General features: G+C 68.5%; 23 protein-coding genes. 13 read left to right on the top strand and 10 right to left on the bottom strand.

What is annotated here, in order from left to right:
* Positions 1–11: 11 nt before the first annotated feature.
* The gene (locus tag LI336_RS15800; RefSeq protein WP_227134116.1) at positions 12–449 is read right to left on the bottom strand and encodes a hypothetical protein; all 438 of its coding nucleotides are present in this window, start codon (positions 447–449) and stop codon (positions 12–14) included.
* Positions 450–528: 79 nt separating this feature from the next.
* Positions 529–1,947: an MATE family efflux transporter gene (locus tag LI336_RS15795; protein WP_227134115.1), complete on the bottom strand. Its 1,419-nt coding sequence runs from the start codon at positions 1,945–1,947 to the stop codon at positions 529–531.
* Between the two features lie 189 nt (positions 1,948–2,136).
* Between LI336_RS15795 and LI336_RS15790 the strand changes: the two genes are divergently transcribed.
* A complete protein-coding gene (locus LI336_RS15790) occupies positions 2,137–3,348 on the top strand; it encodes an alpha/beta fold hydrolase (RefSeq protein ID WP_227134114.1) in 1,212 nt (403 codons plus the stop codon).
* A gap of 25 nt (positions 3,349–3,373) precedes the next feature.
* A complete protein-coding gene (gene lipA, locus LI336_RS15785; RefSeq protein ID WP_227134113.1) occupies positions 3,374–4,318 on the top strand; it encodes a lipoyl synthase in 945 nt (314 codons plus the stop codon).
* Between the two features lie 72 nt (positions 4,319–4,390).
* On the opposite strand, the gene LI336_RS15780 is transcribed toward lipA, so the two are convergent.
* The 3 genes from LI336_RS15780 to LI336_RS15770 form a co-directional block, all read right to left on the bottom strand.
* The gene (locus LI336_RS15780; RefSeq protein ID WP_227134112.1) at positions 4,391–4,723 is read right to left on the bottom strand and encodes a hypothetical protein; all 333 of its coding nucleotides are present in this window, start codon (positions 4,721–4,723) and stop codon (positions 4,391–4,393) included.
* 106 nt (positions 4,724–4,829) lie between these two features.
* Entirely contained in the window at positions 4,830–5,696 is an 867-nt protein-coding gene (locus LI336_RS15775) for a hypothetical protein (protein ID WP_227134111.1), read from the bottom strand.
* A gap of 13 nt (positions 5,697–5,709) precedes the next feature.
* Positions 5,710–5,976, bottom strand: coding sequence for a hypothetical protein (locus tag LI336_RS15770; RefSeq protein WP_227134110.1), 267 nt, complete (start codon positions 5,974–5,976; stop codon positions 5,710–5,712).
* Positions 5,977–6,548: 572 nt separating this feature from the next.
* Between LI336_RS15770 and pdhA the strand changes: the two genes are divergently transcribed.
* The 6 genes from pdhA (at position 6,549) to LI336_RS15740 (ending at position 13,765) form a co-directional block, all read left to right on the top strand.
* Positions 6,549–7,655, top strand: coding sequence for a pyruvate dehydrogenase (acetyl-transferring) E1 component subunit alpha (pdhA, locus tag LI336_RS15765; RefSeq protein WP_227134109.1), 1,107 nt, complete (start codon positions 6,549–6,551; stop codon positions 7,653–7,655).
* Positions 7,656–7,660: 5 nt separating this feature from the next.
* Positions 7,661–8,674 carry an alpha-ketoacid dehydrogenase subunit beta gene (locus tag LI336_RS15760; protein ID WP_227134108.1) on the top strand — a complete coding sequence of 338 codons (1,014 nt, stop codon included), beginning with the start codon at positions 7,661–7,663 and terminating at the stop codon, positions 8,672–8,674.
* Between the two features lies 1 nt (position 8,675).
* A complete protein-coding gene (locus LI336_RS15755; RefSeq protein WP_227134107.1) occupies positions 8,676–10,283 on the top strand; it encodes a dihydrolipoamide acetyltransferase family protein in 1,608 nt (535 codons plus the stop codon).
* Positions 10,284–10,443: 160 nt separating this feature from the next.
* Positions 10,444–11,232, top strand: a complete 789-nt coding sequence (locus LI336_RS15750) for a DUF3179 domain-containing (seleno)protein (RefSeq protein WP_227134106.1) — start codon at positions 10,444–10,446, stop codon at positions 11,230–11,232.
* Positions 11,233–11,353: 121 nt separating this feature from the next.
* Positions 11,354–12,814 (top strand): dihydrolipoyl dehydrogenase, encoded by a 1,461-nt coding sequence (gene lpdA / locus LI336_RS15745; RefSeq protein WP_227134105.1) that lies wholly within the window; start codon positions 11,354–11,356, stop codon positions 12,812–12,814.
* Positions 12,815–13,018: 204 nt separating this feature from the next.
* Positions 13,019–13,765, top strand: a complete 747-nt coding sequence (locus LI336_RS15740; protein ID WP_227134104.1) for an HU family DNA-binding protein — start codon at positions 13,019–13,021, stop codon at positions 13,763–13,765.
* Positions 13,766–14,072: 307 nt separating this feature from the next.
* Here the strand turns inward: LI336_RS15740 and LI336_RS15735 are convergent, their stop codons facing one another.
* Positions 14,073–14,411: a cupin domain-containing protein gene (locus LI336_RS15735; RefSeq protein WP_227134103.1), complete on the bottom strand. Its 339-nt coding sequence runs from the start codon at positions 14,409–14,411 to the stop codon at positions 14,073–14,075.
* A 116-nt stretch (positions 14,412–14,527) separates the two neighbouring features.
* Between LI336_RS15735 and LI336_RS15730 the strand changes: the two genes are divergently transcribed.
* The 4 genes from LI336_RS15730 to LI336_RS15715 all read left to right on the top strand — a co-directional run bounded on the left by LI336_RS15730 (position 14,528) and on the right by LI336_RS15715 (position 16,786).
* Complete coding sequence (locus LI336_RS15730) at positions 14,528–14,728, top strand: hypothetical protein (RefSeq protein WP_227134102.1); 201 nt, start codon at positions 14,528–14,530, stop codon at positions 14,726–14,728.
* Positions 14,729–14,913: 185 nt separating this feature from the next.
* Positions 14,914–15,738: a prephenate dehydratase gene (gene pheA, locus LI336_RS15725; RefSeq protein WP_227134101.1), complete on the top strand. Its 825-nt coding sequence runs from the start codon at positions 14,914–14,916 to the stop codon at positions 15,736–15,738.
* Positions 15,739–15,806: 68 nt separating this feature from the next.
* Positions 15,807–16,280 (top strand): redoxin domain-containing protein, encoded by a 474-nt coding sequence (locus LI336_RS15720; RefSeq protein WP_227134100.1) that lies wholly within the window; start codon positions 15,807–15,809, stop codon positions 16,278–16,280.
* Positions 16,281–16,372: 92 nt separating this feature from the next.
* Positions 16,373–16,786 carry an Hsp20/alpha crystallin family protein gene (locus LI336_RS15715; protein WP_227134099.1) on the top strand — a complete coding sequence of 138 codons (414 nt, stop codon included), beginning with the start codon at positions 16,373–16,375 and terminating at the stop codon, positions 16,784–16,786.
* On the opposite strand, the gene LI336_RS15710 is transcribed toward LI336_RS15715, so the two are convergent.
* Complete coding sequence (locus LI336_RS15710; RefSeq protein ID WP_227134098.1) at positions 16,783–17,301, bottom strand: hypothetical protein; 519 nt, start codon at positions 17,299–17,301, stop codon at positions 16,783–16,785. The genes LI336_RS15715 and LI336_RS15710 overlap by 4 nt on opposite strands.
* A 206-nt stretch (positions 17,302–17,507) precedes the next feature.
* Here LI336_RS15710 and leuS point away from each other — a divergent pair, with 206 nt between their 5' ends.
* Positions 17,508–20,369 carry a leucine--tRNA ligase gene (gene leuS / locus LI336_RS15705; protein WP_227134097.1) on the top strand — a complete coding sequence of 954 codons (2,862 nt, stop codon included), beginning with the start codon at positions 17,508–17,510 and terminating at the stop codon, positions 20,367–20,369.
* Between the two features lie 93 nt (positions 20,370–20,462).
* On the opposite strand, the gene LI336_RS15700 is transcribed toward leuS, so the two are convergent.
* The 3 genes from LI336_RS15700 to thsA all read right to left on the bottom strand — a co-directional run bounded on the left by LI336_RS15700 (position 20,463) and on the right by thsA (position 24,017).
* Positions 20,463–21,449 (bottom strand): ornithine cyclodeaminase family protein, encoded by a 987-nt coding sequence (locus LI336_RS15700; protein ID WP_227134096.1) that lies wholly within the window; start codon positions 21,447–21,449, stop codon positions 20,463–20,465.
* Positions 21,450–21,645: 196 nt separating this feature from the next.
* Positions 21,646–22,125, bottom strand: a complete 480-nt coding sequence (locus LI336_RS15695) for a CBS domain-containing protein (RefSeq protein WP_227134095.1) — start codon at positions 22,123–22,125, stop codon at positions 21,646–21,648.
* A gap of 203 nt (positions 22,126–22,328) precedes the next feature.
* Positions 22,329–24,017, bottom strand: a complete 1,689-nt coding sequence (gene thsA, locus LI336_RS15690; protein ID WP_227134094.1) for a thermosome subunit alpha — start codon at positions 24,015–24,017, stop codon at positions 22,329–22,331.
* Between the last annotated feature and the right edge of the window lie 244 nt (positions 24,018–24,261).

Here is a 24,261-nt window from a genome sequence, read left to right as displayed (position 1 = left end):
GTCGACGACCCCTACCGCTCGTGCTCGTCGTCGACCGACCCGAAGACGGCGTCCGCGTCGTCCGCGTCGATGGTCGCGTCATCGCCGCTCGCCTCCTCGTCGTCAGGGTCGTCGAGCACGTCGTCAGGGTCGTCGAGCACGTCGTCAGGGTCGTCGAAGTCGTCGGTCGCCGCGTCGAACCCGGCAGCGGACGCGTCACGCTCGTCCGCGGTCGCGTCAGCGTCCTCGTCGTCCTCGTCGTCGACGTCGAGGATGAGTTCCACGTCCCCGCCCTCGGGCTCGGTCTCGGGATAGTACCCCGCGACCTCGGCGTCGCAGTCCGGACACGTCGCGAACTCGTCGACCTCACCGAGGTCGTGCAGGCGGTATCGCGGGGTCACCTCGACCACCGGCGACTCGAACCGGACCGTCGCCGAGCACTCCTCGATGGGACACTCCCTGTCTCGCATTCACTAAGGGGCGAACGGCGACGAGTATAGTCGTGTCGGCCGTCCAACTACCGAGTCCGCGTCGCGGTCGACCGTCCGGCTACGCGCTGCTCGCTTCGGTCGCGGTCTCGGCGGCGCGGTCGAGCATCCCGTTACTCGTCTTGTACCGGTAGTACGCGGCGAGGCCGAGTGCGACCGCGACGTTCGAGAGCGTCACCGCCCAGAACGCCGCGATGGCGCCACCGCCGAGGAGGCCGATGCCGACGACCGCGATCGGGAGGCGCACCCCCCAGTTCTGTGCGAGGCTCGCGACGAGACTCGTTCGCGTGCGTCGGGCCGCGTTGAAGCCGCCCTGGAGGAGGTAGCTCGCGCCGATCGCCCAGTAGCCGACCGCGAGGATCTGGAGGTACGCGACCGTGTACCGGAGCGCGTCACCGGACACGTCGGGGATGAACAGCGTCGCGAGCGCCTCCGGGACGAACCACTGGACGACGCCGATGCCGCCGAGGCCGACCGCCGCGATGGCGACGCCCGTCCACGTCGTCTCCTTCGCGCGCGACGGATTCCCCGCACCGAGGTTCTGGCCGACGACGCTCTGGGCGGCCTGCTGGAGGCCGCTCGCGGGGATCCACGCGATAGCGGAGACGCGGACGCCGATGGTGTACGCCGCCATCGCCGCCCCGCCGCCGGCGTAGAAGACGAGTGCGACCATCGCGACCTTCACGCCGTCCTTCGACACGCGCTGGATCGAGTTCGGGTACCCGACGTCGACGAGCTCTCGCCACGCGCCGGCGTCGAACGCGAGGTCGTCGCGCGAGAGCGTGAACGTGTCCCGGAGGCCGACGGTGAACCCGACGACGAGCGCCATCCCGGCGGCGTACCCGATGGCGGTCGCGAGCGCCGCACCTTGCACGCCGTACGCGGGCATCCCGATGGCGTCCCACCCGAAGATGAGGACGGGGTCGAGTGCGAGGTTCACGGCGACCGCGACGACGTTCACGTACAGCGCCGCTCGCGAGTCACCCCACCCGACGAACGCGCCCTCGAGCGTGTCCGACACCGCGATGAACGGGACGGCGAGCGCGTACGTGACGAGGTAGATGCTCGCGGGGTCGGCGATGCCGTCGGTCGGGTTCAGGAACGCGACGGCAGCGTCGACGAGTGGCGGCCCGACGAAGAGGACGGCGGCGAGCACGGGGAGGGCGACGACGAGCGCGAGCGCGACGCCGTTGACGGCGACGCGACGGGCACCGGACCGGTCTCCGCCCCCGACGCGTTGACTGACGACGACCTGCGTGCCGACGTACGGCATGACGATGACCGCGAGCATCACGCTCGTGAGCGGGAAGACGAACCCGACGGCGGCGACGGCGGTCTCGCCGACGCGACCGAGGAAGATGGCGTCGACGATCAGCTGGGCGAATTGAACGACGTTCTGGAGGACCAATGGGGTGGCGAGGAGGAGGAGGGAGCGGAGGATGGACCCGTCGGTGATGTCCTCCGTGGAGACATCTAGCATTTCCTTTGGCAATATGGTGCACACCACTCACTAAACTCTATCGGAAATGGCGATTGGATTTACCGAGGGCCTATTCGACCTGACATAGCAGGCCCGAACCGAGGACGAACCGGCGGTCGCTGTTCCCGTGCGGCGGGAATCACGCGAACGACATACACGCTCTCGCGCCGAACACATACGCGAACGACGATGTCCGCCGACCGCCCTACCCCCGACCGCGTCACCGCCGGCGGCGCGATGCTCGACCGCGTCACCCCCAGCGGCGCGATGCTCGACCGCGTCACCGCCGGCGGCGCGATGCTCGACCGAATCATCCCCGAGCGCTTCCGTTCCGACGAACCCCCTGCCGACGCCGCCGGCGACGACACCGTCGACCTGGTGCCGAGCGAACCGACCCGGACCGGCGCCCTGGTCGCGATAGCCGTCGCCGGAGGCGCCACCGCGTTCACCGTGCTCGCCCGCGAGTACGCCACCTACCGGCGCGAGCGCGACGCCGCGTACGCTCGCGTCGCCCCGACCGAGCACCACGTCGCGCACACGCCCGTCGGCGACGTCGAATACCGCGACCGCGGCACCGGCGTGCCCGTCCTCGTCTCGCACGGCATCGTCGGCGGCTCCGACCAGGCGATGCAGATCGGGAACAGCCTCGTCGACGACGCTCGCATCGTCGCCCCGTCGCGCTTCGGGTACCTCGGCTCCGACGTCCCGACGTACCCGTCGCCGGCGACGCAAGCGCGCGCGTTCGCCGAACTCCTCGACGACCTCGACGTCGACGACGCTGTCGTCGTCGGCACCTCGGCGGGCGCCGCCGCCGCCATCCGGTTCGCGCTCGACCACCCCGAGCGAACGCGCGCGCTCGTCCTCCTCGCCGCCGGGACGCCGCCCGCCGACGCGACCGACGACCACGACGGCCCCACGGGTCCACCCGCGCCACTCCTGCGCGACCCCACCTTCTGGCTGCTGCGCTCCCGCGCCCCCTGGCTCCTCCGCCGCACGTTCGGCGTCTCGAGCGACGACTGGGCGGCCGCCGCCGACGCGGACCGCGACCGCGTCGACGCCCTCTTCGAGACGCTGTTCCCCGTCGCCCCACGCCGCGAGGGCATCGCCATCGACACCTCGTTCACGAACCCGCACGTCGTCGAGCACGCCGACGACTACGACCCCGCCCACCTCGACGTCCCGACGCTCGTCGTCCACGCAGAGGACGACCCGCTCGCGGACTACGAGGCCGCCGCCCGGTTCGCCGACCGCGCCCCGAACGCCGCACTCCGTGCGTACGAGACCGGCGGTCACCTCGTCTTCGGGCACGGCGACGACGTCCGCGACGCCGTCACCGCGTTCGCGAACGCCCCCGCGGACTGGCTCGCGGCGACCGCGGACGCGAGGAACCCCACGCTTTAACCCATCCCATCCCGCAGTTTCTGTCATGAGTCGCTCGCGGAAGCCCGACTGGCTGAAGATGCGGCCGCCGTCGGGCCGTGAGTTCACGGACATCAAGCGCACCCTCCGAGAGCACGACCTGAACACGGTCTGCGAGGAGGCGAACTGCCCGAACCTCGGGGAGTGCTGGAGCGGGCGGAACGGGTCGGGCGACGGCGGCACGGCGACGTTCATGCTGATGGGCCACCGATGCTCGCGCACGTGTAACTTCTGCGACGTCGAGACGGGCGGGATGGAGCCGCTCGACCCGGACGAACCCGCGAACGTCGCGGACGCCATCGCCGAGATCGGCCTGGACTACGTCGTCCTCACGAGCGTCGACCGGGACGACCTCCCCGACCAGGGCGCCGAGCACTTCGCGGAGACCGTCCGCGAGATCAAGCGCCGCCACCCCGGCATCCTCGTCGAGGTGCTCACGCCGGACTTCCAGGGCGACCCCGAACTCGTCCGGAAGATAATCGACGCCGGCCCGGACGTGTTCGCGCACAACGTCGAGACCGTCTCGCGCCTCCAGCACCCCGTCCGCGACCGTCGCGCGGGCTACGAGCAGTCGCTGTCGGTCCTCGAGCAGGTGAGCCGCGAGTCCGACATCTACACGAAGACGAGCCTGATGCTCGGCGTCGGCGAGTACCACCACGAGATCTACCAGACGCTCAGCGACCTCCGCGAGATCGACCTGGACGTCGTCACGCTCGGCCAGTACCTCCAGCCCTCCCGCACCCACCTCGACGTCGAGCGGTACGTGACGCCCGACGAGTTCGACACCTGGCGCGCGGTCGCGGAGGACGAGATGGACTTCCTCTACTGCGCGTCCGGCCCGATGGTGCGGTCGTCGTACAAGGCCGGCGAGCTGTTCGTCGACGCCGTGCTGCGGGACGGGAAGAGCGTCGAGGAGGCCAGGGAGGCCGCCCGGAGGGTGGCCTCCGACTGAGCGAACGGCCGTAGCCGCGAGCCGCGAGGCGGCTCGAAGAGTCGCGTCGGACTGAGCGGTGGAGTCGGGGCTTCAGTTCGCTTCTGTCCACTCGGACTCGGCTGCAGTCACCCAGTCCTGGCCGGGAACCCGCCCGTACACGTCGTAGGCGTCGAGGTCGTCATTGGCTCCTCCATCCAGGGCGAACGTGAACGTCGCGGCACTCTGGCTCGACGGATTCACACCGACCTCGGCCTCGCGGGGGCCGTACGTCGTCCCATCGTACTCGACTTTCGCGTTCGTGGTCGTGGTTCCGCCGGCGCCGCCGTCGTTCCGAACGACTACGCGCACCGCTATCGACCCATCGCCCGTCGCTTCCTTCGTGACGTTCAGGACGGAGAAGTCGGTCGTTTCCTCGGGTTGCATGCAGCCGGCGAGGATTCCCGTCCCGACAAACGCCACCGTCGACGATAGCACCTCGCGTCTACCCAAACCGTCGTTGGCTGTGGATGGGGTCATGATCGAACAGGTATCAGGTCGCTGTACTCGTGTACTCGGCGACGTTGCTGACGATGGCCGTCTCCTTCGTTTTGAAGACGGATGCAGCGATGTCGAACGGACACTTGCCGTCGTAGTAGTCGAGGTCGCCGAACTGGAAGCGGGACCGTGCTTCCAGCCGGGGCGTCCAGCCTTCGGCCGAACCGTTCTCGACCTTGATACTCGCTCCTGCAACGTTGTCGGTGCTGTCCGGGAAGTGCGGGTTCGCGTCGTCTTCGTCTTGGTACGATCCGTCGAGCGGAATGTCCCAGTAGTACTCCTCCTGATTGCCGCCGTTCGTGTAGTCCGGCCGGTGGTCGACAGTCACGCCCGAACCCGAGTCACTGCTGAGCGCGTAGTCGATGAGTGTCGTCGCAACGGACCCATACACGCCCGAGACGCTGTTCACGATGTCGAGTGACAGCCCCAGGACGTTGCTCCCGGGGTCCGACGTGTCCTCACTGTCTTGCGGTTCGGGCTTGGAGAGCGACGCCTCCGACTGTTCCGTGCCATCGGTCTGGTGGACCCAGAACTCGACGTTCGTCTGATAGGGCACGCCATCGTCCTGGTCGCACTCCTGCACGTAAGGGTCGGGTGGGTCGCTGAAGCGTGCTTGCATCTGGAAGCGCTTGTAGCCGCCGAGCTCGGCAATCTCGTCGTAATCGGTGGCGACGTTGCAGTCGGCGTCGTACCGGACCTTCGCGGACGTTCCGAGCTCGTAGGCCCATCCCGACCTGGCGGTTTCGCCGCTACAGCGGTCCGGGAACTCCTCTTCCATGAACCCGTTCAGGGTATCTTCGTCGAGGAACCCGACATCGTCGTCGCTGCATCCGCCACCGCCGCCGTCGTCGATGTAGTCCATCGTGCCCACGTCGTCACTCTCGGCGGTATCGTCGACCAGCGTGACGTTCCCGATGCTGTTCGACGTCGGGGAGGCGGTTATCGTCGCCGAAGGCGAGCCGGAACCCTGCGACGTCGAGGCGGCCTTCGAGGCCGTCGGAGTGGCGGCTGAGGACGGCGTCGGCGTCCTGCTGTTCGACGTCGGTGACCGGATCGTCGGACTTGCCGACGTACCGTCGCGACCCGCGTTCGTTCGCGACGACGGTCCCGGTCGGGACGGCTGCTGTCCCGATACCGGCCAAGAACTTGCGTCGGTCGATACGCAAATTAACTCCTCAGGCGGCAATGGACTTCCGATGGGTCGGTACGGGGAGGACTCCAGGGACGGTCGTCCACACTCGCACCGACCCTCCCGTTTTGTCACTTGGTTTCGAAACTGGGGCGATGACCGAGTCCCGTTCCCGCTCCGAGGTCCCCGAGGCGGACCGCAGGACGCTGGCTGTCCCCGACCGCATCGGCGCGCCCACTCGCCGGCGACTGACGCGTCACGGACCGCGGCACTCCGGCGCAGCCACGCCACCGCTTCGCACTATTCTCCGGCCTCAACCGGCCGAGTCGGGGTCGACCGCCGCCGCTTTCGGTCCGTACCCGTTCACTACTCTCGCCCGTTCGTCCAGAATGTCGGTGGAAAAACCGTGAGGAACGTTCGATGCGTTCGATACAGCGGTGGAAAACTGAAAGGTTACAGTTCTCGCCGGTATTCCCGGACGTTCAATGCGAAGGTGTGGCAAGAATCCGCTTGATAGTAACGTTTTTACGAAAATCATATAACGCGAGCAAGAGACGTATCGCGTATGCGAAGGTGCGTCTTCCCGTGAGCACGCTAGAACGAAGCCCCCGAGACCGCGTACAGGTACTCGACGACGACGGTCGAGTGCTCGACGACGCGGAGGTGCCGGACCTCTCCGACGACGAGTTCCTCGAGATCTACGAGCAGATGAAGCTCGCACGGCACTTCGACCAGCGTGCCGTGTCCCTGCAACGCCAGGGCCGCATGGGGACGTACCCGCCCCTGTCCGGCCAGGAAGCCGCGCAGGTCGCGAGCGCCCACGCACTCGACACCGACGACTGGATGTTCCCGAGCTACCGCGAGCACGGCGCCGCGCTCGTCCGCGGGTTCGGGTTGAAACGAACGCTCCTGTACTGGATGGGGCACGAACAGGGGAATGCCATCCCCGAGGACGTGAACCTGTTCACGGTCGCGGTCCCCATCGCGACCCAGATCCCTCACGCCACCGGTGCGGCGTGGGCGTCCCGCCTGAAGGGCGAGGAGAACGCGTTCCTCTGCTACTTCGGCGACGGCGCGACGAGCGAGGGCGACTTCCACGAGGGCCTGAACTTCGCGGGCGTGTTCGACGCCCCCGCGGTGTTCTTCTGTAACAACAACCAGTGGGCGATCTCGGTGCCCCGCGAGAAGCAGACCGCGAGCGAGACCATCGCCCAGAAGGCCGACGCGTACGGCTTCGAGGGCGTGCAGGTCGACGGCATGGATCCCCTCGCCGTGTACAAGGTCACGAAGGAAGCCGTCGAGAAGGCGAAAGACCCCGACGAGGACGAGTTACGGCCGACGCTCATCGAAGCGGTCCAGTACCGGTTCGGCGCGCACACGACCGCCGACGACCCCTCGGTCTACCGGGACGACGACGAGGTCGAGCGCTGGAAGCAGAAGGACCCCATCCCGCGGATGGAGACGTTCCTCCGCGAGCAGGGCATCCTCGACGACGAGCTCGACGACGAGATCACCCAGCGCATCGAGGACGACGTCGCCGAAGCGATCTCGGCGGCGGAGGAGGTGGAGCGCCCGGACCCCGTAGAGATGTTCAACCACGTGTACGCCGACATGCCCCAGCGCCTCCAGTCGCAACTCGACTGGTTCAACGAGGTGCGCGAGGAGTTCGGCGACGACGCCCTCTTGGAGTGACTAACATGAGTCAGCAAGCACCAGACATCGACGGAGCAACGGAGAACCTGACGCTCGTACAGGCCGTCCGCGACGGCCTGCAGAGCGAGATGCGCGACGACGAGGACGTCCTCGTGATGGGCGAGGACGTCGGGAAGAACGGCGGCGTGTTCCGCGCGACGGACGGCCTCTACGAGGAGTTCGGCGAGGACCGCGTCATCGACACGCCGCTGGCCGAGGCCGGCATCGTCGGCACCGCGATCGGGATGGCCGCGTACGGCCTGAAGCCGGTGCCCGAGATCCAGTTCCTCGGGTTCATCTACCCGGCGTTCGACCAGATTGTGAGTCACGCCGCGCGCCTCCGCACGCGGAGTCGCGGCCGGTTCACGGCGCAGATGGTCATCCGTGCACCGTACGGTGGCGGTATCCGTGCGCCCGAGCATCACTCCGAGTCGACGGAGGCGATGTTCGCGCACCAGCCCGGACTCAAGGTCCAGATCCCGAGCACGCCCTACGACGCGAAGGGGATGCTCATCGCGGCGATCCGCGACCCGGACCCGGTCGTGTTCCTCGAACCGAAGCTCATCTATCGGGCGTTCCGCGAGGAGGTCCCCGACGAGTCCTACGAGGTCCCCCTCGGCGAGGCGGCGGTGCGTCGCGAAGGGAGCGACATCTCGGTGTTCACGTGGGGCGCCATGACGCGCCCGACGATGGAGGCCGCGGAGGAGCTCGCCGAGGAGGACGGCATCGACGCGGAGGTCGTCGACCTGCGTTCGATGTCGCCGCTCGACAAGGACACGATCGTCGAGTCCTTCAAGAAGACGGGTCGTGCGGCGGTCGTCCACGAGGCTCCGAAGTCCGGTGGCCTCGGGGGCGAGATCGCGACCATCATCCAGGAGGAGGCGCTCATGTACCAGGAGGCGCCCGTGGAGCGCATCACCGGGTTCGATACGCCGTTCCCGCTGTACGCGCTCGAGGACTACTACCTCCCGGAGCCGGCTCGCATCAAGAAGGGCATCCGCGACGCGGTGAGTTTCTAAGATGCCCCAGGAATTCAAGCTCCCCGACGTCGGTGAGGGCGTCGCCGAGGGCGAGCTCGTCGAGTGGCTCGTCGAACCCGGTGACACCGTCGAGGAGGACCAGGCGGTCGCGAAGGTGGAGACGGACAAGGCGCTCGTGGACGTGCCGTCGCCGTACAACGGCACCGTGAAAGAGCTGCTCGCCGAGGAAGGCGAGATGGTGCCGGTCGGGAACGTCATCATGGTGTACAACGTCGAGGGCGAGGACGACCTCGACGACACGAGTTCGAGCGCGGACGCCGCCGCGGACGCCGGTACCGAATCGGCGGACGCGGACGCTGGCGCGGACGACGCCGCGGCCAGCGCGGACGCTGGCGAACCCGAGGAGGTCGAGACCCCCGAGGGTCGCGTGTTCGCGCCACCGAGTGCGCGGAAGCTCGCTCGCGAGCTCGGCGTCGACATCTCGCAGGTCGACGGGACGGGCCCGAGCGGTCGCGTGACGGACGCGGACGTGCAGGCGCACGCTGACGCGGGAGCGGAGGACGACGCGGGAGCGGAGGAGTCCGCGGAGCCCGCGACGGCCGACGCGGACGCCGGCGAGGCGTCCTCGGGCGGCAGCGCGGCGAGCGCGCAGACGGCGAGCGCGCAGACGGCGAGCGCGCAGAGGACGCAGCAGGCGCCGTCGCCGCAGGGGGTCGAGGCTGCTGGTCGCGAGAAGACGCTCGCGGCGCCGGCGACGCGGAAGCTCGCCGACGAGAAGGGCGTCGACATCGACGACGTCCCGACGGACGAGACCCGGGACGGCGAGGCGTTCGTCACGCCCGAGGCGGTCACGGAGTACGCCGAAGCGATGCAGGAGGCGCAGGCGGCCGACGCCGGCGCGATGGCCGCGGGCGAGACGATGGGTGCCGACGGGCAGCGCGAGACCCGGGAGCCGTACAAGGGCGTCCGGAAGACCATCGGGGACGCGATGGCGAACTCGAAGTACACCGCGCCCCACGTCACGCACCACGACGAGGTCGACGTCACCGAGCTCGTCGAGACCCGCAAGCGCCTGAAGGGCGAGGCCGAGGAGCGCGGCATCCGCCTGACGTACATGCCGTTCGTGATGAAGGCGGTCGTCGCGGCGCTCAAGGAGTACCCGCAGGTGAACGTCTCCCTCGACGAGGACAACGAGGAGGTCGTCACGAAGCACTACTACAACATCGGTGTCGCCACCGCGACCGAGGCCGGTCTCATGGTGCCCGTCGTCGACGCGGCCGACCGGAAGGGCCTCCTCCAGTTGTCCTCGGAGATGAACGAGAAGGTCCAGAAGGCTCGCGACCGCACCATCAGCATCGACGAGATGCGCGGTGGGACGTTCACCATCACGAACATCGGTGGTATCGGCGGCGAGTACGCGACGCCGATTATCAACCACCCCGAGAGCGCGATCCTCGCGCTCGGCGAGATCAAGAAGAAGCCGCGCGTGATGACCGACGAGAACGGCGAGGACGCCATCGAGATCCGCCACGTCCTCACGCTCTCGCTCAGCTTCGACCACCGCATCATCGACGGTGCGGACGGCGCACGGTTCACGAACGAGGTCAAGAAGTACCTCGAGAACCCCGAACTCCTCCTGCTGGAGTGACGCGGGTTCGAGGCGACTCCACCTTCGCGGTTCGTTCTGGCGATTCGACGCGTGCTAGCGTTCGCTGGCGATTCGATGCGCGCCGAGCGCGTTCGCTGGCCGTGTTCGTTGGTCGCACAGCCGCGGTCGGGTTATGCGCGCTCGCGTCCTCTCCTCGGGTATGACTCGCCGCCGGCAGCTCCTCGCCGCGCTCGGGACGGGCGTCGTCGCGACCGCCGGGTGTCGCGGCGCGCTCACGCGCTCCGGCGACCTGGCGGACGCGGCGGGCGGCGGGAACGCGACCGGGAGCGGCGACGCGACTGCGACCGACGGCGAGGTCGTCGACTACTCGCTGGCGGCGACGGGTCGCCCCGCGGACGTCTGCGAGCGCCCCATCGGTGACAGCGACATCGTCGCCATCGAGCGCCCGGCGTTCGGAGCCGAGTGGCCCGAGGACGTCGGCCCGCCGTATCGCCCCGTCACGGACGACTCGGCCGTCGTCGGCGTCGCGCTCCCCGACGGCCGAGCGCGAGCGTACCCGCTGTCGATACTCGCGGTGAACGAGATCGCGAACGACGACTTCGGCGGGCCGCTCCTGGTGTCGTACTGCCCGCTGTGTCGGAGCGGGTTCGTCGCCGACCGGACGGTCGCGGGCGAACCGACCGTGTTCGACGTGACGGGAGTGCTCTGGCAGCCACCGCGGATCTGGGCGGCCGCGAGCGAGGAGGACGGGCGCGTGAAGAGCGACCGCGAGGAGGGCGTGAGTCCGACCGCGAACCTCGTGATGTACGACCGCGCGACCGGATCCTACTGGTCGCAGCTCCTCGGGCAGGCCATCTGCGGGCCGCGGCGCGGCGACCGCCTGCGGGTGCGGGCGTTCGAGACGTCGACGTGGGGCGCGTGGCGGGGCGAGCACCCCGACAGCGACCTGCTGTTGCCACCACCGTACTCGACGCTGACGCGTCCCTGACGTCTCCGACCGGCTTCGCCATCGCTGCGAACCCACCAACGCGTGGGGGTCGCTCCCAGTCGCCGAACGGCGGCGCTGGCAATACTTGGGGTTTCTTATGCCTGCTGGCGGTGGTTCCTGTATGGTCGTTGGAGACGTCACAACTGGCACGGACCTCCTCGTAATCGGCGCGGGCCCCGGCGGCTACGTCGCCGCGATCCGCGCGGGACAGCTCGGGCTCGACGTCACGCTCGTCGAGAAGGACGAATACGGTGGCGCGTGCCTGAACCGTGGGTGCATCCCCTCGAAGGCACTCATCACCGCGACGGGCCTCAAGCACGACGCGGCGAACGCCGAGGAGATGGGTATCCACGCGAACCCCGCGGTCGACATGACCCAGATGATGTCCTGGAAGGACGGGGTCGTCGACCAGCTCACCGGCGGCGTCGAGAAGCTCTGCAAGGCCAACGGCGTGAACCTCATCGAGGGCACCGCGGAGTTCGACGGCGAGAACTCGGTGCGCATCGTCCACGGCGGCGAAGGCCAGGGCTCGGAATCGCTGGACTTCGAGCACTGCATCGTCGCCACCGGTTCGCGTCCCATCCAGATCCCGGGGTTCGAGTTCGACGGCGAGCACGTCCTCTCGAGCGAGCACGCGCTCTCGCTGGAGTCGGTCCCGGACGAGCTCGTCGTCGTCGGCGCGGGCTACATCGGGATGGAGCTCGCGAGCGTGTACGCGAAGCTCGGCACGGACGTCACGGTGGTCGAGATGCTCGACGACGTCCTCCCGCCGTACGAGGACGACGTCAGTCGGGTCGTGAAGAAGCACGCGAAGGACCTCGGCGTGGAGTTCCACTTCGGGTACTCCGCGAGCGACTGGGCGGAGACCGACGACGGCATCGTCGTCACCGCGAGTCCCGCGGCCGCGGACGGCGGGCAGGCCGCGGAGGCCGAGGGCGAGATCGAGGAACTGGAACTGCAGGCGGACAAGGTCCTCGTCGCCGTCGGCCGTCAGCCCGTGACGGACACGCTGAACCTCGAGGCCGCGGGCCTGGAGCCGAACGAGCAGGGGTTCCTGGAGACGGACGACCGCTGCCGTACCGACGTCGAGCACATCATGGCGGTCGGCGACGTCGCTGGCGAACCGATGCTCGCGCACAAGGGGAGCAAGGAGGGCCAGATTGCTGCCGAAGTGGTCGCGGGCGAACCGTCGGCGGTCGACTATCAGGCGATGCCGGCCGCGGTGTTCACCGAACCCGAGATCGGGACCGTCGGTCTCACCGAGGCCGAGGCCGAGGAGCAGGGCTTCGAGCCCGCGGTCGGGAAGTTCCCGTTCCAGGCGAGCGGTCGTGCACTCACGACGGGTGAGACGGACGGGTTCGTCCGCATCGTCGCCGACGAACCCAGCGGCTTCGTCCTCGGCGCGCAGATCGTCGGCCCGGAGGCGAGCGAACTCGTCGCCGAACTCGGTCTCGCCATCGAGATGGGTGCGACCCTCGAGGACGTCGCGTCGACGGTGCACACGCACCCGACGCTCGCCGAGGCCGTGATGGAGGCCGCCGAGAACGCGCTCGGGCACGCCATCCACACCCTGAACCGGTAACGCACCGCCGACTCCTTCACCGACCGTTCCGCTCCCGGTTCGACGCACGCCAGCCGAACGTCGCGGGTCCCGGCTCCGGTTCGACGCTGGTCTCGGCTTCGGTTTCGACGCAGGTTTCGGTGCTGGGGGTTCGCAGCCACGAACGACTCATACCGAGACGGATATTTACGGCATAGTTATGCTTCTGTGGCGCGTGAACACGTCGTGAACAACGATACCACACACCAGACGGGCGTCTCGCGGCGCGCCGTGCTACGGCGAGGCGCCGCGGCGTCGGCGGTGCTGGCGTTCGGGCTACCGGCCGCGACCGGGCAGGTCGCGGCGGGAGAGCGGCCGGAACTCGTCGAAGCGATCGCCTCGAAGAGCGGTCTCTCGAAGGCGGACTCGAAGAAGGCCCTGGACGGGTTCCTCGACGCGACCACGAAGGCCCTGGCGGCCGGTGACCGCGTCGCCTGGTCCGGATTCGGGTCGTTCAGCATCTCGAAGCGCTCGGCGCGAACCGGCCGCAACCCCCAGACGGGCAAGGAGATCGAGAGCGCCGCGAAGAACGTCGTCCGGTTCCGCTGCGGCGACGAACTCGCTGCCGCGCTCGACCTCGTTCCTGGCGAGGGCGACCGGCGCCGGCATCGCGCACGCCGCAAGCGCCGCCGCGGTCGTGGCCGCGCGTGCGACCCCGTGGACGGCTGCCCGATCGACGCGGACCGACTCGCTCGCGAGACCCGACTCGCGCCGAAGGCCGTCCGAGCGTTCCTCGACGCGTTCGTCGTCGTCGCAACGACTGCACTCCAGCGCGACGACGACCTCTCGCTGCCCGGGTTCGGGTCGTTCAGCATCTCGAAGCGCTCGGCGCGAACCGGCCGGAACCCCCAGACTGGCAAGGAGATCAAGATCGCCGCGAAGAACGTCGTGAAGTTCAAGGCCGGCGCGGAACTGTCGGGACAGGTCAACTGACGCCCCGCCCTCGAACGCGGGCCGCCGCGTCCATCCCGGACGCGCCGTGTGCGCTTTCGTCTCGCGTCCGCCACCCGCGTCCCCGACCCCGTCGCTGACGGGACGATTTCGCCCGAAGAACGCGATAGCTGTCGCTCCGTGGCGTGTAGAGTAGACGGGGTAGGCCGGTCAGCGGTCGCGCCACGTGCAGAGCACGCGGGCTGAAAGGTGCTGCCGTCCGTGCCGTCTACCTGACGGTCGCTGGCGTCGACGCATAACCCTGCCGGTCCACCGTTCGACCGACTCGGGCCGCTCGCGCGGGGACCGGTCAGCTCCGCCAGTCGGGGTCCTCGCGCGGTGGACTGAACACCTCGATGCCGACGGCCGGGTCGTCGCCGGGGTTCTCGGCGCCGTGGGGTTCGTCGCCGGGGATGGCGTAGGAGTCGCCCGATTCGAGCGCGATGGTCTCGCCGTCGACGTGGAACTCGAGGGTGCCCGAGACGAGGTAGCCGACCTGTTCGTTGGGGTGGCTGTGCTCGGGGACGACCGCGCCCGGGTCGATGCGGAAGTGCTGGACGTTCGCCTCCGTCCCGCCGGCGAGGAGTTTCAGGTGTACGTCGTCGACCGCTTCGGTGCTCTCGACCGCGGCTTCTGGAACGACCTCCATGCGCTCGGGTTCGGCCGCCAGCGCGAAAAACGCTCGCGCACCGGTGCCCGTGGTGGGCGTCTGCCGGTCGCGACGGTCGACGCAACGGCTATGCGGTCGTCGCCCCAAGACGACGCATGAACAAGGCGTTCCTCGCGGTCGGTATCACGTTCCTCGCCATCGGCGTCGCGTCGTCGACCGTCGCGGGCGGTATCGTGTGGTCGACGTTCGTCACGCTCGGCGTCGTGTTCCTCGCGTTCGCGTTCGCGTTCGGTCGTGACGAGGGCAGCGAGGACGACGAGACCGGCGAGGCCGACGGGTCAGTCGAGCGCGTCTGACTCCCGCCGTCTCGACTCCCGCCGCCTCGGGGGGTTCACGCTCGGTCGACGGTGACGGCCGCGACGACGACCGCCACGGGGTCGCTCCGGGCGGTGTCGACGAGGGTGACTGTCGCGAGCGAGCGGCGACAGCAACGTCTGTCGGCCCCGACGGTCTTTTCTCGCCCGGCCGGGTAGCGGGGCGTATGTCGACTGTGACGCTCGGTCCGTCGGGGACGTACTCGCATCGCGCCGCACGTGCCGTCAGCGACGGCGAGGTGTCGTTCCGCGAGTCCGTGACGAGCATCGTCGAGGCGGTCGCGTCCGGGGACGCCGACCGGGGCGTGGTCCCTATCGAGAACTCCATCGAGGGGTCGGTGACGGAGACGCTGGACGCGCTCGCTGACTACGACGTCGCCGTCACGCAGGAGGTCGTGACGCCGATCAAGCACGCGTTGCTCGCGCAACGCGAGGACTTCGACGTGGTGGCGAGTCACCCGCAGGCGCTCGCGCAGTGCCGCGGGTTCCTCGACGACGCGTACCCGGACGTCCACCAGGAGGCGGTGGCGTCGACCGCGACCGGCGTGGAGCGCGCTCGCGAGGACGCCGCCGTCGCGGCCATCGCGCATCCGGACAACGCCGACGACGAACCGGGAGAGGGTGCGCTCCGCGTGCTCGCCGAGGACGTCCAGGACCGCACCTCGAACGCGACGCGGTTCTTCGCCATCGCGGGCCCCGACGAGAGGTCCGAGGCCGGCGGGAAGTCGACGTTCGTCGTCTACCCGAACGCGAACTACCCCGGGCTGCTCCTGGAACTCCTGGAACCGTTCGCGGAGCGGGACGTGAACCTCACGCGCGTCGAGTCCCGGCCGAGCGGCGAGCGCCTCGGCGACTACTGCTTCCACCTCGACGTCGAGGGGGGCCTCTACGAGGACCGAACCCAGGAGGCGCTCGCGGTCGTCCGCGACCTCTGCGAGAACGGGTGGGTGCGCGAACTCGGGTCGTACGACGTGAAGACCGTCGTCTCGTGACGGCCACGGCCGGCACCCGAACCACTTCGGGGCGCTCGTTAGGCCGATGGCGCCCGTCGACGTAGGTGATGGTAACAACAGGTGATTCCGCGCCGACGTTCACCGCAACGGTCGGCGACAGCGACCACGAGCAGTTCGACCTCTCCGAGCACCTCGGCGACGGCCCCGTCGTCCTCGCGTTCTTCCCGGGGGCGTTCACGCCGCCGTGCTCGAACGAGATGGTGGCGCTCGACGAGCACGCCGAGGACTTCGCGGCGGCGGGCGCGACCGTGTTCGGCATCAGCGCCGACTCGCCGTTCTCGCTGGGCGCGTTCGCCGACGAGTACGACCTCGGCTTCGGCCTCGTGAGCGACACGAGTCGCGAGGTCATCCGCGCGTACGACCTCGATATCGACATCGAGCCCCTCGGCCTGCACGGCGTCGCGAACCGCGCGGTGTTCGTCCTCGACGACGACGGGACGGTCACGTTCGCGTGGGAGGCCGACGACCCGGCGACCGAACCGCCGTACGAAGAACTCCTGGACGCGGTCGCGGCCGCCTGACCGCGACGCGGCCCATCGCCGGTTCCGGGACCGGGCGTCGGCCCGGCCGCGGGACGAGATTTATTACGCGCGCCGCTGAACTGTCCTCTGTCATGCGACGGAATCCCTTCGACGAGCTAGAGGACATGTTCGACCGGATGAGCCGACAACTCGAGACCGGGGACCTCGGCGAGTTCAACGCCGTCCCCGTGGACATGCAGGACCACGGCGACGAGTACACCGTCGTCGCGGACCTCCCCGGGTACGCCGTCGACGACATCGACCTGACGTTCGCCGACGGCGACCTCCGCATCGACGCCTCGCGCGAGGAGGAATCCGAGGAGACGGACGAGGACGCCGGGACGTACGTCCACCGGGAACGCAGCGAGTCCGCGAGCCGAACCGTCCGCGTCCCCGACCCGGTCGTCGAGGACGAGATCGCAGCGAGTTACAACAACGGCACGCTCACCGTGACGCTCCCGAAGGCGACCGACGAGGTCGACGGGCACAGCATCGACATCAACTAACCGCTCGCGTCGTCGACGGCGCGTTCGACCGCCCGGACGGCGTCCGCGACGCTCGCCTCCCATCCATCCGGCGGGTCGGCCCCACGCTTCGGTGGGTCGACGGGCAGGTCGACGGCGTGATAGCTCACGTGCTCGTGTGCGTCGGCGGCGAGGCGCCCGACGAACGTCGCGTTCTCGCGTTTCGTACTCACGCCGCCGTTCACGAGGTCGTAGTACGCGGTGAAGACCTGGCAGACGACGACGCGGTCGAAGCGGTCGAGCGCGCCGGTCTCGAGGTTCCGGAGGAGTTTCACGGTGTTGTTCGCGGGGTCCGCGCGCCGCACTTCGAGTTCCACCGCGACGAGGACGCTCGGGGCGTCGTCGTGCGGTGGACCGCGGTCGCTCTCGGCGGTGACGCCGGCGACGTCCACGGGCGTGCCGCCGACGCCGTACTCCTCGCTCCACTCGAACGCGGTCGCTCGCGCGGCGAGGCCGTCGCGGAGTGCGGTCTGGAGCGTTCGTGCGAACTCCCCCACGAGCTGGAGCTGGACCGCGGGGGCCTTAACCTTCGGCGTCGCACGTCGGGCAGACAGCCGGACCTGTCATCCCAGACGCCTTTCGGGGGTGGAGGCCGTCGCGTCGAGCGTGCACCAGAACGGACCTGCGAGCGGTCGACGAGCGTCGGTACAGTCCCGCGATAGAGTTGAGAGTGCTTATACATCGGCCGCGTGAATTCGAGTCCATGAGCGAGTACGACCCCCAGGAGTTGGAGTCGAAGTGGCGGTCGCGATGGCGCGAGCAGGGCCGGTACGAGGCCGACCCCGCGGGCGACGAGGAGACGACGTTCGTCACCGTCCCCTATCCCTACCCGAGCGGCGGGATGCACATCGGGCACGCCCGAACGTACACGGTCCCGGACGTCTACGCGCGCTATCGACGTCTGCAGGGCGACAACGTCCTGTTCCCGATCGCGTGGCACGTCACGGGGACGCCCATCATCGGTGCCGTCGAGCGATTGAAGAAGGGTGAGGAGGAGCAGTTGGACGTCCTCAAGAACACGTACAACGTCGACGAGGACACCCTCCAGGACCTGGAGACGCCGATGGGGTTCGCGCGGCACTTCATCGAGGAGCACTACAAGAAGGGGATGCAGGACCTCGGCCTCAGCATCGACTGGCGCCGGGAGTTCACGACGAACGACGACCGGTACTCGCAGTTCATCTCCTGGCAGTACCGCACCCTCAAAGAGCGCGGGCTGCTCGAGAAGGGCCTGCATCCGGTGAAGTACTGCACGAACGAGGACCAGCCGGTCACCACGCACGACATCCTCGAGGGCGAGGAGGCGGAGTTCCAGGAGTACACGCTCGTCGAGTTCGGCGCGACCATCGACGACGCCGACGTGACGGTGCCGATGGCGACGCTGCGGCCGGAGACGGTGCGTGGCGTGACGAACGCGTACATCGACCCAGGTGCAGAGTACGTCGTCGCCGAAGTGGACGGCGAGTTCTGGTTCGTCTCGGCGCAGGCGGCGCGCAAGCTCGACCTGCAGGGTCGGGACGTCGAGGTGCGCTACGAGTACAGCGGCGAGGCGCTCGTCGGCGAGACGGTGACGAACCCCGTCACGGGCGACGAGGTGCTCGTCCTCCCCGCCGGGTTCGTGGACGCGGACAACGCGACGGGCGTCGTGATGAGCGTCCCCGCGCACTCGCCCGACGACTACCTCGCGCTGCAGGAGGCGAAGGCCGACGACGCACGCATGGAGCAGTACGGCATCGACCCCGCGGCCGTCGACGCCATCGAACCCATCCCCATCCTCGACATCGAAGGGTACGGCGACATCCCCGCGAAGTCCGCGGTCGAGGACGCCGGCATCACGTCGAGCGAGGACCCCGAACTGGAGTCGGTCACGCAGGACCTCTACAACGCCGAGTTCCACTCCGGTGAACTCCACGACGACTACGGCGAGTTCGCCGGTGGCGTCGTCGAGGACGTCCGCGACGAGTTCAAGGAGGCGTACCTCGGCGAGGCGTTCGACACGATGCAGGAGTTCTCGGAGGAGGTCGTCTGCCGGTGCGGCGGCGACGTCGAGGTCGCGAAGCAGGACACGTGGTTCCTCCGGTACAACGACGCCGACTGGAAGCGGAAGGCCCACGACGCGGTCGCCCAGCTCGACGCCATCCCGGACAACACCAGAGAGCAGTACGACCACACCGTCGACTGGCTGAACGAGTGGCCGTGCATCCGGAACTACGGCCTCGGCACGCGACTGCCGTGGGACGAGGACTTCGTCATCGAGCCGCTGTCGGACTCGACGATCTACATGGCGTACTACACGATCGCGCACCGCATCTCGGACGTGCCCGTCGAGGACCTCACGCAGGAGTTCTTCGACGCGCTGTTCTACGGCGCGGACGCGGTCGAGGGCGAGGCACCCGAGCAGGCGCTGGAACTGCGCGAGGAGTGGGATTACTGGTATCCCGTCGACTACCGGTGTTCGGCGAACGACCTCGTGAACAACCACCTGACGTTCTTCCTGTTCCATCACGCCGAGCTGTTCGACCCGGACAACTGGCCGGAGGGCATCACCGTGATGGGCATGGGGCTGCTGGAGGGCGAGAAGATGAGTTCGTCGAAGGGCCACGTCGTCCTCCCCGGGGAGGCCATCTCGAACTACGGCGCGGACACCGTCCGGTTCTTCCTGATGAACTCCGCGGAGCCCTGGCAGGACTACGACTGGCGCGACGACCAGGTCGAGACGACCCAGGACCAGCTCGAGCGGTTCTGGCGGCGCGCCCGGGAGGTCGTGGACGCTCCCGAGGGCGACCGCGACGCGCTCGTGCAGGCCGACCGGTGGCTGCTCGCGCGCCTCCAGGAGACCGTCGCGACTGTCACGGAGGCGATGGAGAACTTCGAGACGCGCACCGCGAGCCAGGCGGCGTTCTACAACCTGGAGGAGGACCTGCGCTGGTACCGTCGGCGCCGCGACCTCGACGCACCGGGTGCGCGGTGGACGCAGCGTCGCGTCCTCGAGACGCGCCTGAAGCTGCTCGCGCCGTTCACGCCGTTCATGGCGAACGAACTCCACGAGGACATCACGGGCGAACCCGCGGAGGACGCCGCGTGGCCCGCGGTCGACGACGCGTTCGTCGACGAGAGCGTGCTCGTCGAGGAACGCCTCGTCGAGGACCTGACCGCGGACGTGAACGACATCGTCGACGTCACCGACACCGACCCCGACGTCGTCCGCGTCTACGCCGCAGCCGACTGGAAGTACGACGTCCTCGACACCGTCCGCGACGTCGGGAGCGACGTCGGCCAGGTGATGAGCGAAGTGATGAGCGACCCCGAGTTGCGCGAGAAAGGCAACGCGGTGAACGACCTCGCCCAGGACCTCGTCGAGTTCGTCCGCGAACGCGACGACGACGAACTGGACGCGCTCGCTGGCGTCGACGAACGCGACGTCTACGAGGCGGCCGCGGACTTCCTCGGCCGCGAGTTCGACGCCACCGTCGAGGTCTACACCGAAGGCGGCGACGACGTCGTCGACCCCGCCGACAAGGCCGACCGCGCGCAGCCGTACCGGCCCGCCGTCCACATCGAGTAATCCGCGCGCGGCGCGAACGCTCGTCGCGTCCACCGCCACCTCGAAAAACCCCTTCTCGACGTCGAAGACCGGCCGTCCGTCGACGCTCGGGACTTACGTCTGGATGAGTTCGAACGGCGTGCCGTTGTCGTTCTCGAACGCGTGCTCGTAGACGACGTGCGCGGCGGCGACGTCCTGGATCGCCAGTCCCGTGGAGTCGAAGACGGTGACGCCGTCCTCTGCGGTGCGGCCGTCGCGGACGCCCGTGACGATCTCGCCGATCTCGCCGTAGATGTCGTCGGCGTCCATCACGCCCGTGCCGAAGGGGACGTTCACCTCGCCGGAGTGCGTGCACTGCTCGAAGTCGTCGATGACGACCTTCGCGTCGAGGAGGACGTCGTCTGCGAGCTCGTGCTTGCCTTCGGCGTCCGCGCCCATCGCGTTGACGTGCGTGTGTTCGCCGACGTCCTCGGGCTGGACGATGGGGTCCTCGACGGGCGTCACCGTCGATACGATATCGCAGTGCGCGGCGTCACTGATCTCGCCGCGTTCGACGTCGAACTCGTCGCCGTAGACCTCCTTGAAGCGCTCGACGGCCTCGTCGCGGACGTCGCTCACGACCACCGTCTGGATGTCCCGGACCTGCGCGATGGCGTCCAGTTGCGTGTACGACTGCACGCCAGCGCCGACGATACCGAGCGACGTGGCGTCCTCGACTGCGAGGTGGTCCGTCGCGACCGCCGCCGCCGCACCCGTGCGCTTCATCGTCAACTCGGTCCCGTCCATGATCGCGAGCGGCACCGCCGTCTCGGGGTCCGAGTAGATCATCGTCCCCATCACCGTCGGGAGGTCGAACTTCTCTGGATTATCGGGGTGGACGTTCACCCACTTGATGCCCGCCGCGTCCCAGTCGTCGGCCGCCATGTACGCCGGCATCGACCGGAAGTCGCCGTTGTACTTCGGGAGGTCCACGTAGGACTTCGCCGGCATCTTCGTCCGCCCTTCCTCGTAGGCCGCGAACGCCGCCTCGACCGCAGCCACCACGTCACCCATCCGGGCGTTCTCGTCGACGTCAGAACTGTCCAGCAGCAGTGTGTCCATGCGCCGAAGGTACCCCGGCACTCCACTTAGTTAAACCGGTAGGGATGCGGTTCAAGTTGTGATGCGAGACCACGCCCCGTCCCCGGGATGCCCCGGGTTCGCGTCGCTCCTCAGCGCTCCCAGTGCGGACGTCGCGTTCTCGACTCTCGGCAGTTAGCGCTCCCAGTGCGGACGTCGCGTTCTCGACTCTCGGCAGTTAGCGCTCCCAGTGCGGACGTCGCGTCTCCGACCGTCGTGCCTCGCTCACGATGTCGTCGTGCACGCGAGCGACGTCCGACGCCGTCAGGATACCCTCCAGTCGCATGTGTTTCGTGACGACGAGGTGCTTTATCTCGTGGTCGTTCATCGTCGCGACCGCCTCCGAGAGCGTCGCGTCCGGCTCGACCGTCACCAGCGGCGAACTCATGTACTCTCGGATCGGCGCCCCCGTCACCGGGCGATGCAGGAGGAACAGGAACCGGTCGAGTACGGACGCGTCCTCCAGCGGGTGCTCGGCGTCGTGTAACGCGGCCTTGACGTCCGCGTCCGTGACGATTCCAGCCTTCCGCGGCGGTGTTCCGGTCGTCACCACGAGACTCCCGACCTCCCGGTCGAGCATCTCGTGGAGCGCGTCCGCCATCGTCGCGTCCGCGTCGATGGTCTCGACCGGCGTCGTCATCACCGTGTCGACGAACATTGCCTGTTCTCTCTCACCAGTGGTTAGGTGTGTTTCGGCCATCGTGACTCGCCGACGACAGCACCGTCCTCGAACCGGTCTCGGCCGCGAGAACCAGCAGACGGCGGTGTCACTACGCGCGTCGCGTCGAAAGAAGAATCGCAGACGTGGTCGCGGAGCGGTACTGGGTCAGCGGTGAGGGTGGGGTTGGTGCGTGCCCGACTTCACATCGCGCCGCCCATGCCACCCATGCCGCCCATGCCGCCCATGCCGCCGGGGCCGCCAGCGGGCGGGCCGCCCGCGTCGCCGCCGTCGTCGGGGTCGACCTGACCGCCGGAGAGGTCGCCCGCCGCGATGACGTCGTCGATGCGGAGCAGCATCACGGCCGCCTCGGTGGCGGACTCGATGGCCTGCGTCTTGACGCGGAGCGGCTCGACGACGCCCTCGTCGCTCATGTTGATGACGTCGCCCGTGTACGCGTCGAGGCCAGCGTCAGCGTCGCCGGCGTCGTGCTTCGAGCGGAGTTCGACGAGGCTGTCGATGGAGTCGAGGCCGGCGTTCTCCGCGAGCGTGCGCGGGATGACCTCGACGGCGTCGGCGAACGCCTCGATGGCGAGCTGCTCGCGGCCGCCGACGGAGTCCGCGAAGTCGCGGAGGGCGAGCGAGAGCTCGGTCTCGGGCGCACCGCCGCCGGGGAGGACGTGACCGTCCTCGAGCGTCGTGCGGACGACGCCGAGACTGTCGTCGATGGCGCGCTCGACCTCGTCGACGACGTGCTCCGTGCCGCCGCGGAGGAGCATCGTGACGGACTTCGCGTCCTCGACGTCCTCGATGAGAATCTTCGTGGAACCGGCGACGTCCTGCTCGACGACGTTCCCGGCGAACCCGAGGTCGTCGGCTTCGATGTCGCTGAGGTTCGAGACGATGCGGGCGCCCGTGGAGCGCGCGATGCGCTTCGCGTCGTCGCTGGACGTCCGGCGGACCGCGAGGATGCCTTCCTTCGCGAGGTAGTGCTGGGCCATGTCGTCGATGCCGTCCTGCGCGAAGACGACGTCAGCGCCGGCGTCGACGAGGTGGTCGACCATCTCCTTGAGCTGTGCCTCTTCCTGGTCGAGGAACTGCTGGAGCTGGTCGGGGTCGGTGACGTTGACCTCGGTGTCGATGTCGGCCTCCTTCACTTCGAGCGCGTCGTCGAGCACGGCGATGTTCGCGTCCTCGACGAAGTACGGCATGTTGTCGTGGACGCGCGTCTTGTCGACGAGCACGCCCTCGATGAGCTCGGAGTTCTCCGTGGAGCCACCGACGACCTTCTCGATCTTGATGTTGTCCGTGTCGATGCCTTCCTCGTCCTTGACGGCGAGGACGGCGTCGACGACGAGTTCGCTGAGGGTGTCCTTCGCGGACTCCGCGCCCTTGCCCGTCATCGCGGTCGCGGCGATCTCGGTGAGGGTCTCGCGGTCGTCCTCGGACACGTCGATGGCGGCGTCGGCGAGGATCTCCTTGGCCTTCTCTGCGGCCTGTCGGTACCCCTGTGCGAGCGTGGTCGCGTGGATGTCCTGCTCGAGGAGGTCCTCGGCCTTCTTGAGGAGTTCACCGGAGATGACGACGGCGCTCGTGGTGCCGTCGCCGACCTCGTCCTCCTGCGTCTCGGAGACTTCGACGACCATGTTGGCCGCCGGGTGCTCGATGTCCATCTGCTTGAGGATGGTGACGCCGTCGTTCGTGACGACGACCTCGCCGCTGGAGTCGACGAGCATCTTGTCCATGCCTTTCGGGCCGAGGGTCGTGCGGACGGACTCCGCGACGGCTTTCCCGGCCGTGATGTTCATGGATTGCGCGTCCTTTCCGGATGTGCGCTGCGAGTCTTCGCTGAGTACGAGGAGGGGCTGACCGCCGCCCATCTGCTGTGACATAGGTATCTGAAAGATTGATTGTGATTCTATAAAAAAGTACTGGTCTTGACTCGAACGAACGCCCAACGGGGGACCCGAACCACCGTGCGAAACGTTCGCAAACGAAGGGGTTTATATACCATCCGGTCGGCGTCGAATCCATCCGGACGACGACCCACTCACGGCATCGAGAACACGGCACGGCCAGCCGCAGTCGGCGGTCGAGGCCGTTCAGAACGAACCGCGACCGGCCGCAGTCGACGGC

This window comes from Halorubellus salinus (genome assembly GCF_020567525.1).
GTDB classification, from domain to species: Archaea; Halobacteriota; Halobacteria; order Halobacteriales; family Natrialbaceae; genus Halorubellus; species Halorubellus salinus.
This window is presented reverse-complemented; position numbering and strand designations above follow the sequence as displayed.

What these genes read in the sequence shown, in the direction of transcription:
- LI336_RS15800 (WP_227134116.1), bottom strand. Translation starts at nt 449, where the DNA reads ATGCGAGACAGGGAGTGTCCCATCGAGGAGTGCTCGGCGACGGTCCGG.
- LI336_RS15795 (WP_227134115.1), bottom strand. Translation starts at nt 1,947, where the DNA reads ATGCTAGATGTCTCCACGGAGGACATCACCGACGGGTCCATCCTCCGC.
- LI336_RS15790 (WP_227134114.1), top strand. Translation starts at nt 2,137, where the DNA reads ATGTCCGCCGACCGCCCTACCCCCGACCGCGTCACCGCCGGCGGCGCG.
- lipA (WP_227134113.1), top strand. Translation starts at nt 3,374, where the DNA reads ATGAGTCGCTCGCGGAAGCCCGACTGGCTGAAGATGCGGCCGCCGTCG.
- LI336_RS15780 (WP_227134112.1), bottom strand. Translation starts at nt 4,723, where the DNA reads ATGCAACCCGAGGAAACGACCGACTTCTCCGTCCTGAACGTCACGAAG.
- LI336_RS15775 (WP_227134111.1), bottom strand. Translation starts at nt 5,696, where the DNA reads ATGGACTACATCGACGACGGCGGCGGTGGCGGATGCAGCGACGACGAT.
- LI336_RS15760 (WP_227134108.1), top strand. Translation starts at nt 7,661, where the DNA reads ATGAGTCAGCAAGCACCAGACATCGACGGAGCAACGGAGAACCTGACG.
- LI336_RS15755 (WP_227134107.1), top strand. Translation starts at nt 8,676, where the DNA reads ATGCCCCAGGAATTCAAGCTCCCCGACGTCGGTGAGGGCGTCGCCGAG.
- LI336_RS15750 (WP_227134106.1), top strand. Translation starts at nt 10,444, where the DNA reads ATGACTCGCCGCCGGCAGCTCCTCGCCGCGCTCGGGACGGGCGTCGTC.
- lpdA (WP_227134105.1), top strand. Translation starts at nt 11,354, where the DNA reads ATGGTCGTTGGAGACGTCACAACTGGCACGGACCTCCTCGTAATCGGC.
- LI336_RS15735 (WP_227134103.1), bottom strand. Translation starts at nt 14,411, where the DNA reads ATGGAGGTCGTTCCAGAAGCCGCGGTCGAGAGCACCGAAGCGGTCGAC.
- LI336_RS15730 (WP_227134102.1), top strand. Translation starts at nt 14,528, where the DNA reads ATGAACAAGGCGTTCCTCGCGGTCGGTATCACGTTCCTCGCCATCGGC.
- pheA (WP_227134101.1), top strand. Translation starts at nt 14,914, where the DNA reads ATGTCGACTGTGACGCTCGGTCCGTCGGGGACGTACTCGCATCGCGCC.
- LI336_RS15720 (WP_227134100.1), top strand. Translation starts at nt 15,807, where the DNA reads ATGGTAACAACAGGTGATTCCGCGCCGACGTTCACCGCAACGGTCGGC.
- LI336_RS15715 (WP_227134099.1), top strand. Translation starts at nt 16,373, where the DNA reads ATGCGACGGAATCCCTTCGACGAGCTAGAGGACATGTTCGACCGGATG.
- leuS (WP_227134097.1), top strand. Translation starts at nt 17,508, where the DNA reads ATGAGCGAGTACGACCCCCAGGAGTTGGAGTCGAAGTGGCGGTCGCGA.
- LI336_RS15700 (WP_227134096.1), bottom strand. Translation starts at nt 21,449, where the DNA reads ATGGACACACTGCTGCTGGACAGTTCTGACGTCGACGAGAACGCCCGG.
- LI336_RS15695 (WP_227134095.1), bottom strand. Translation starts at nt 22,125, where the DNA reads ATGTTCGTCGACACGGTGATGACGACGCCGGTCGAGACCATCGACGCG.
- thsA (WP_227134094.1), bottom strand. Translation starts at nt 24,017, where the DNA reads ATGTCACAGCAGATGGGCGGCGGTCAGCCCCTCCTCGTACTCAGCGAA.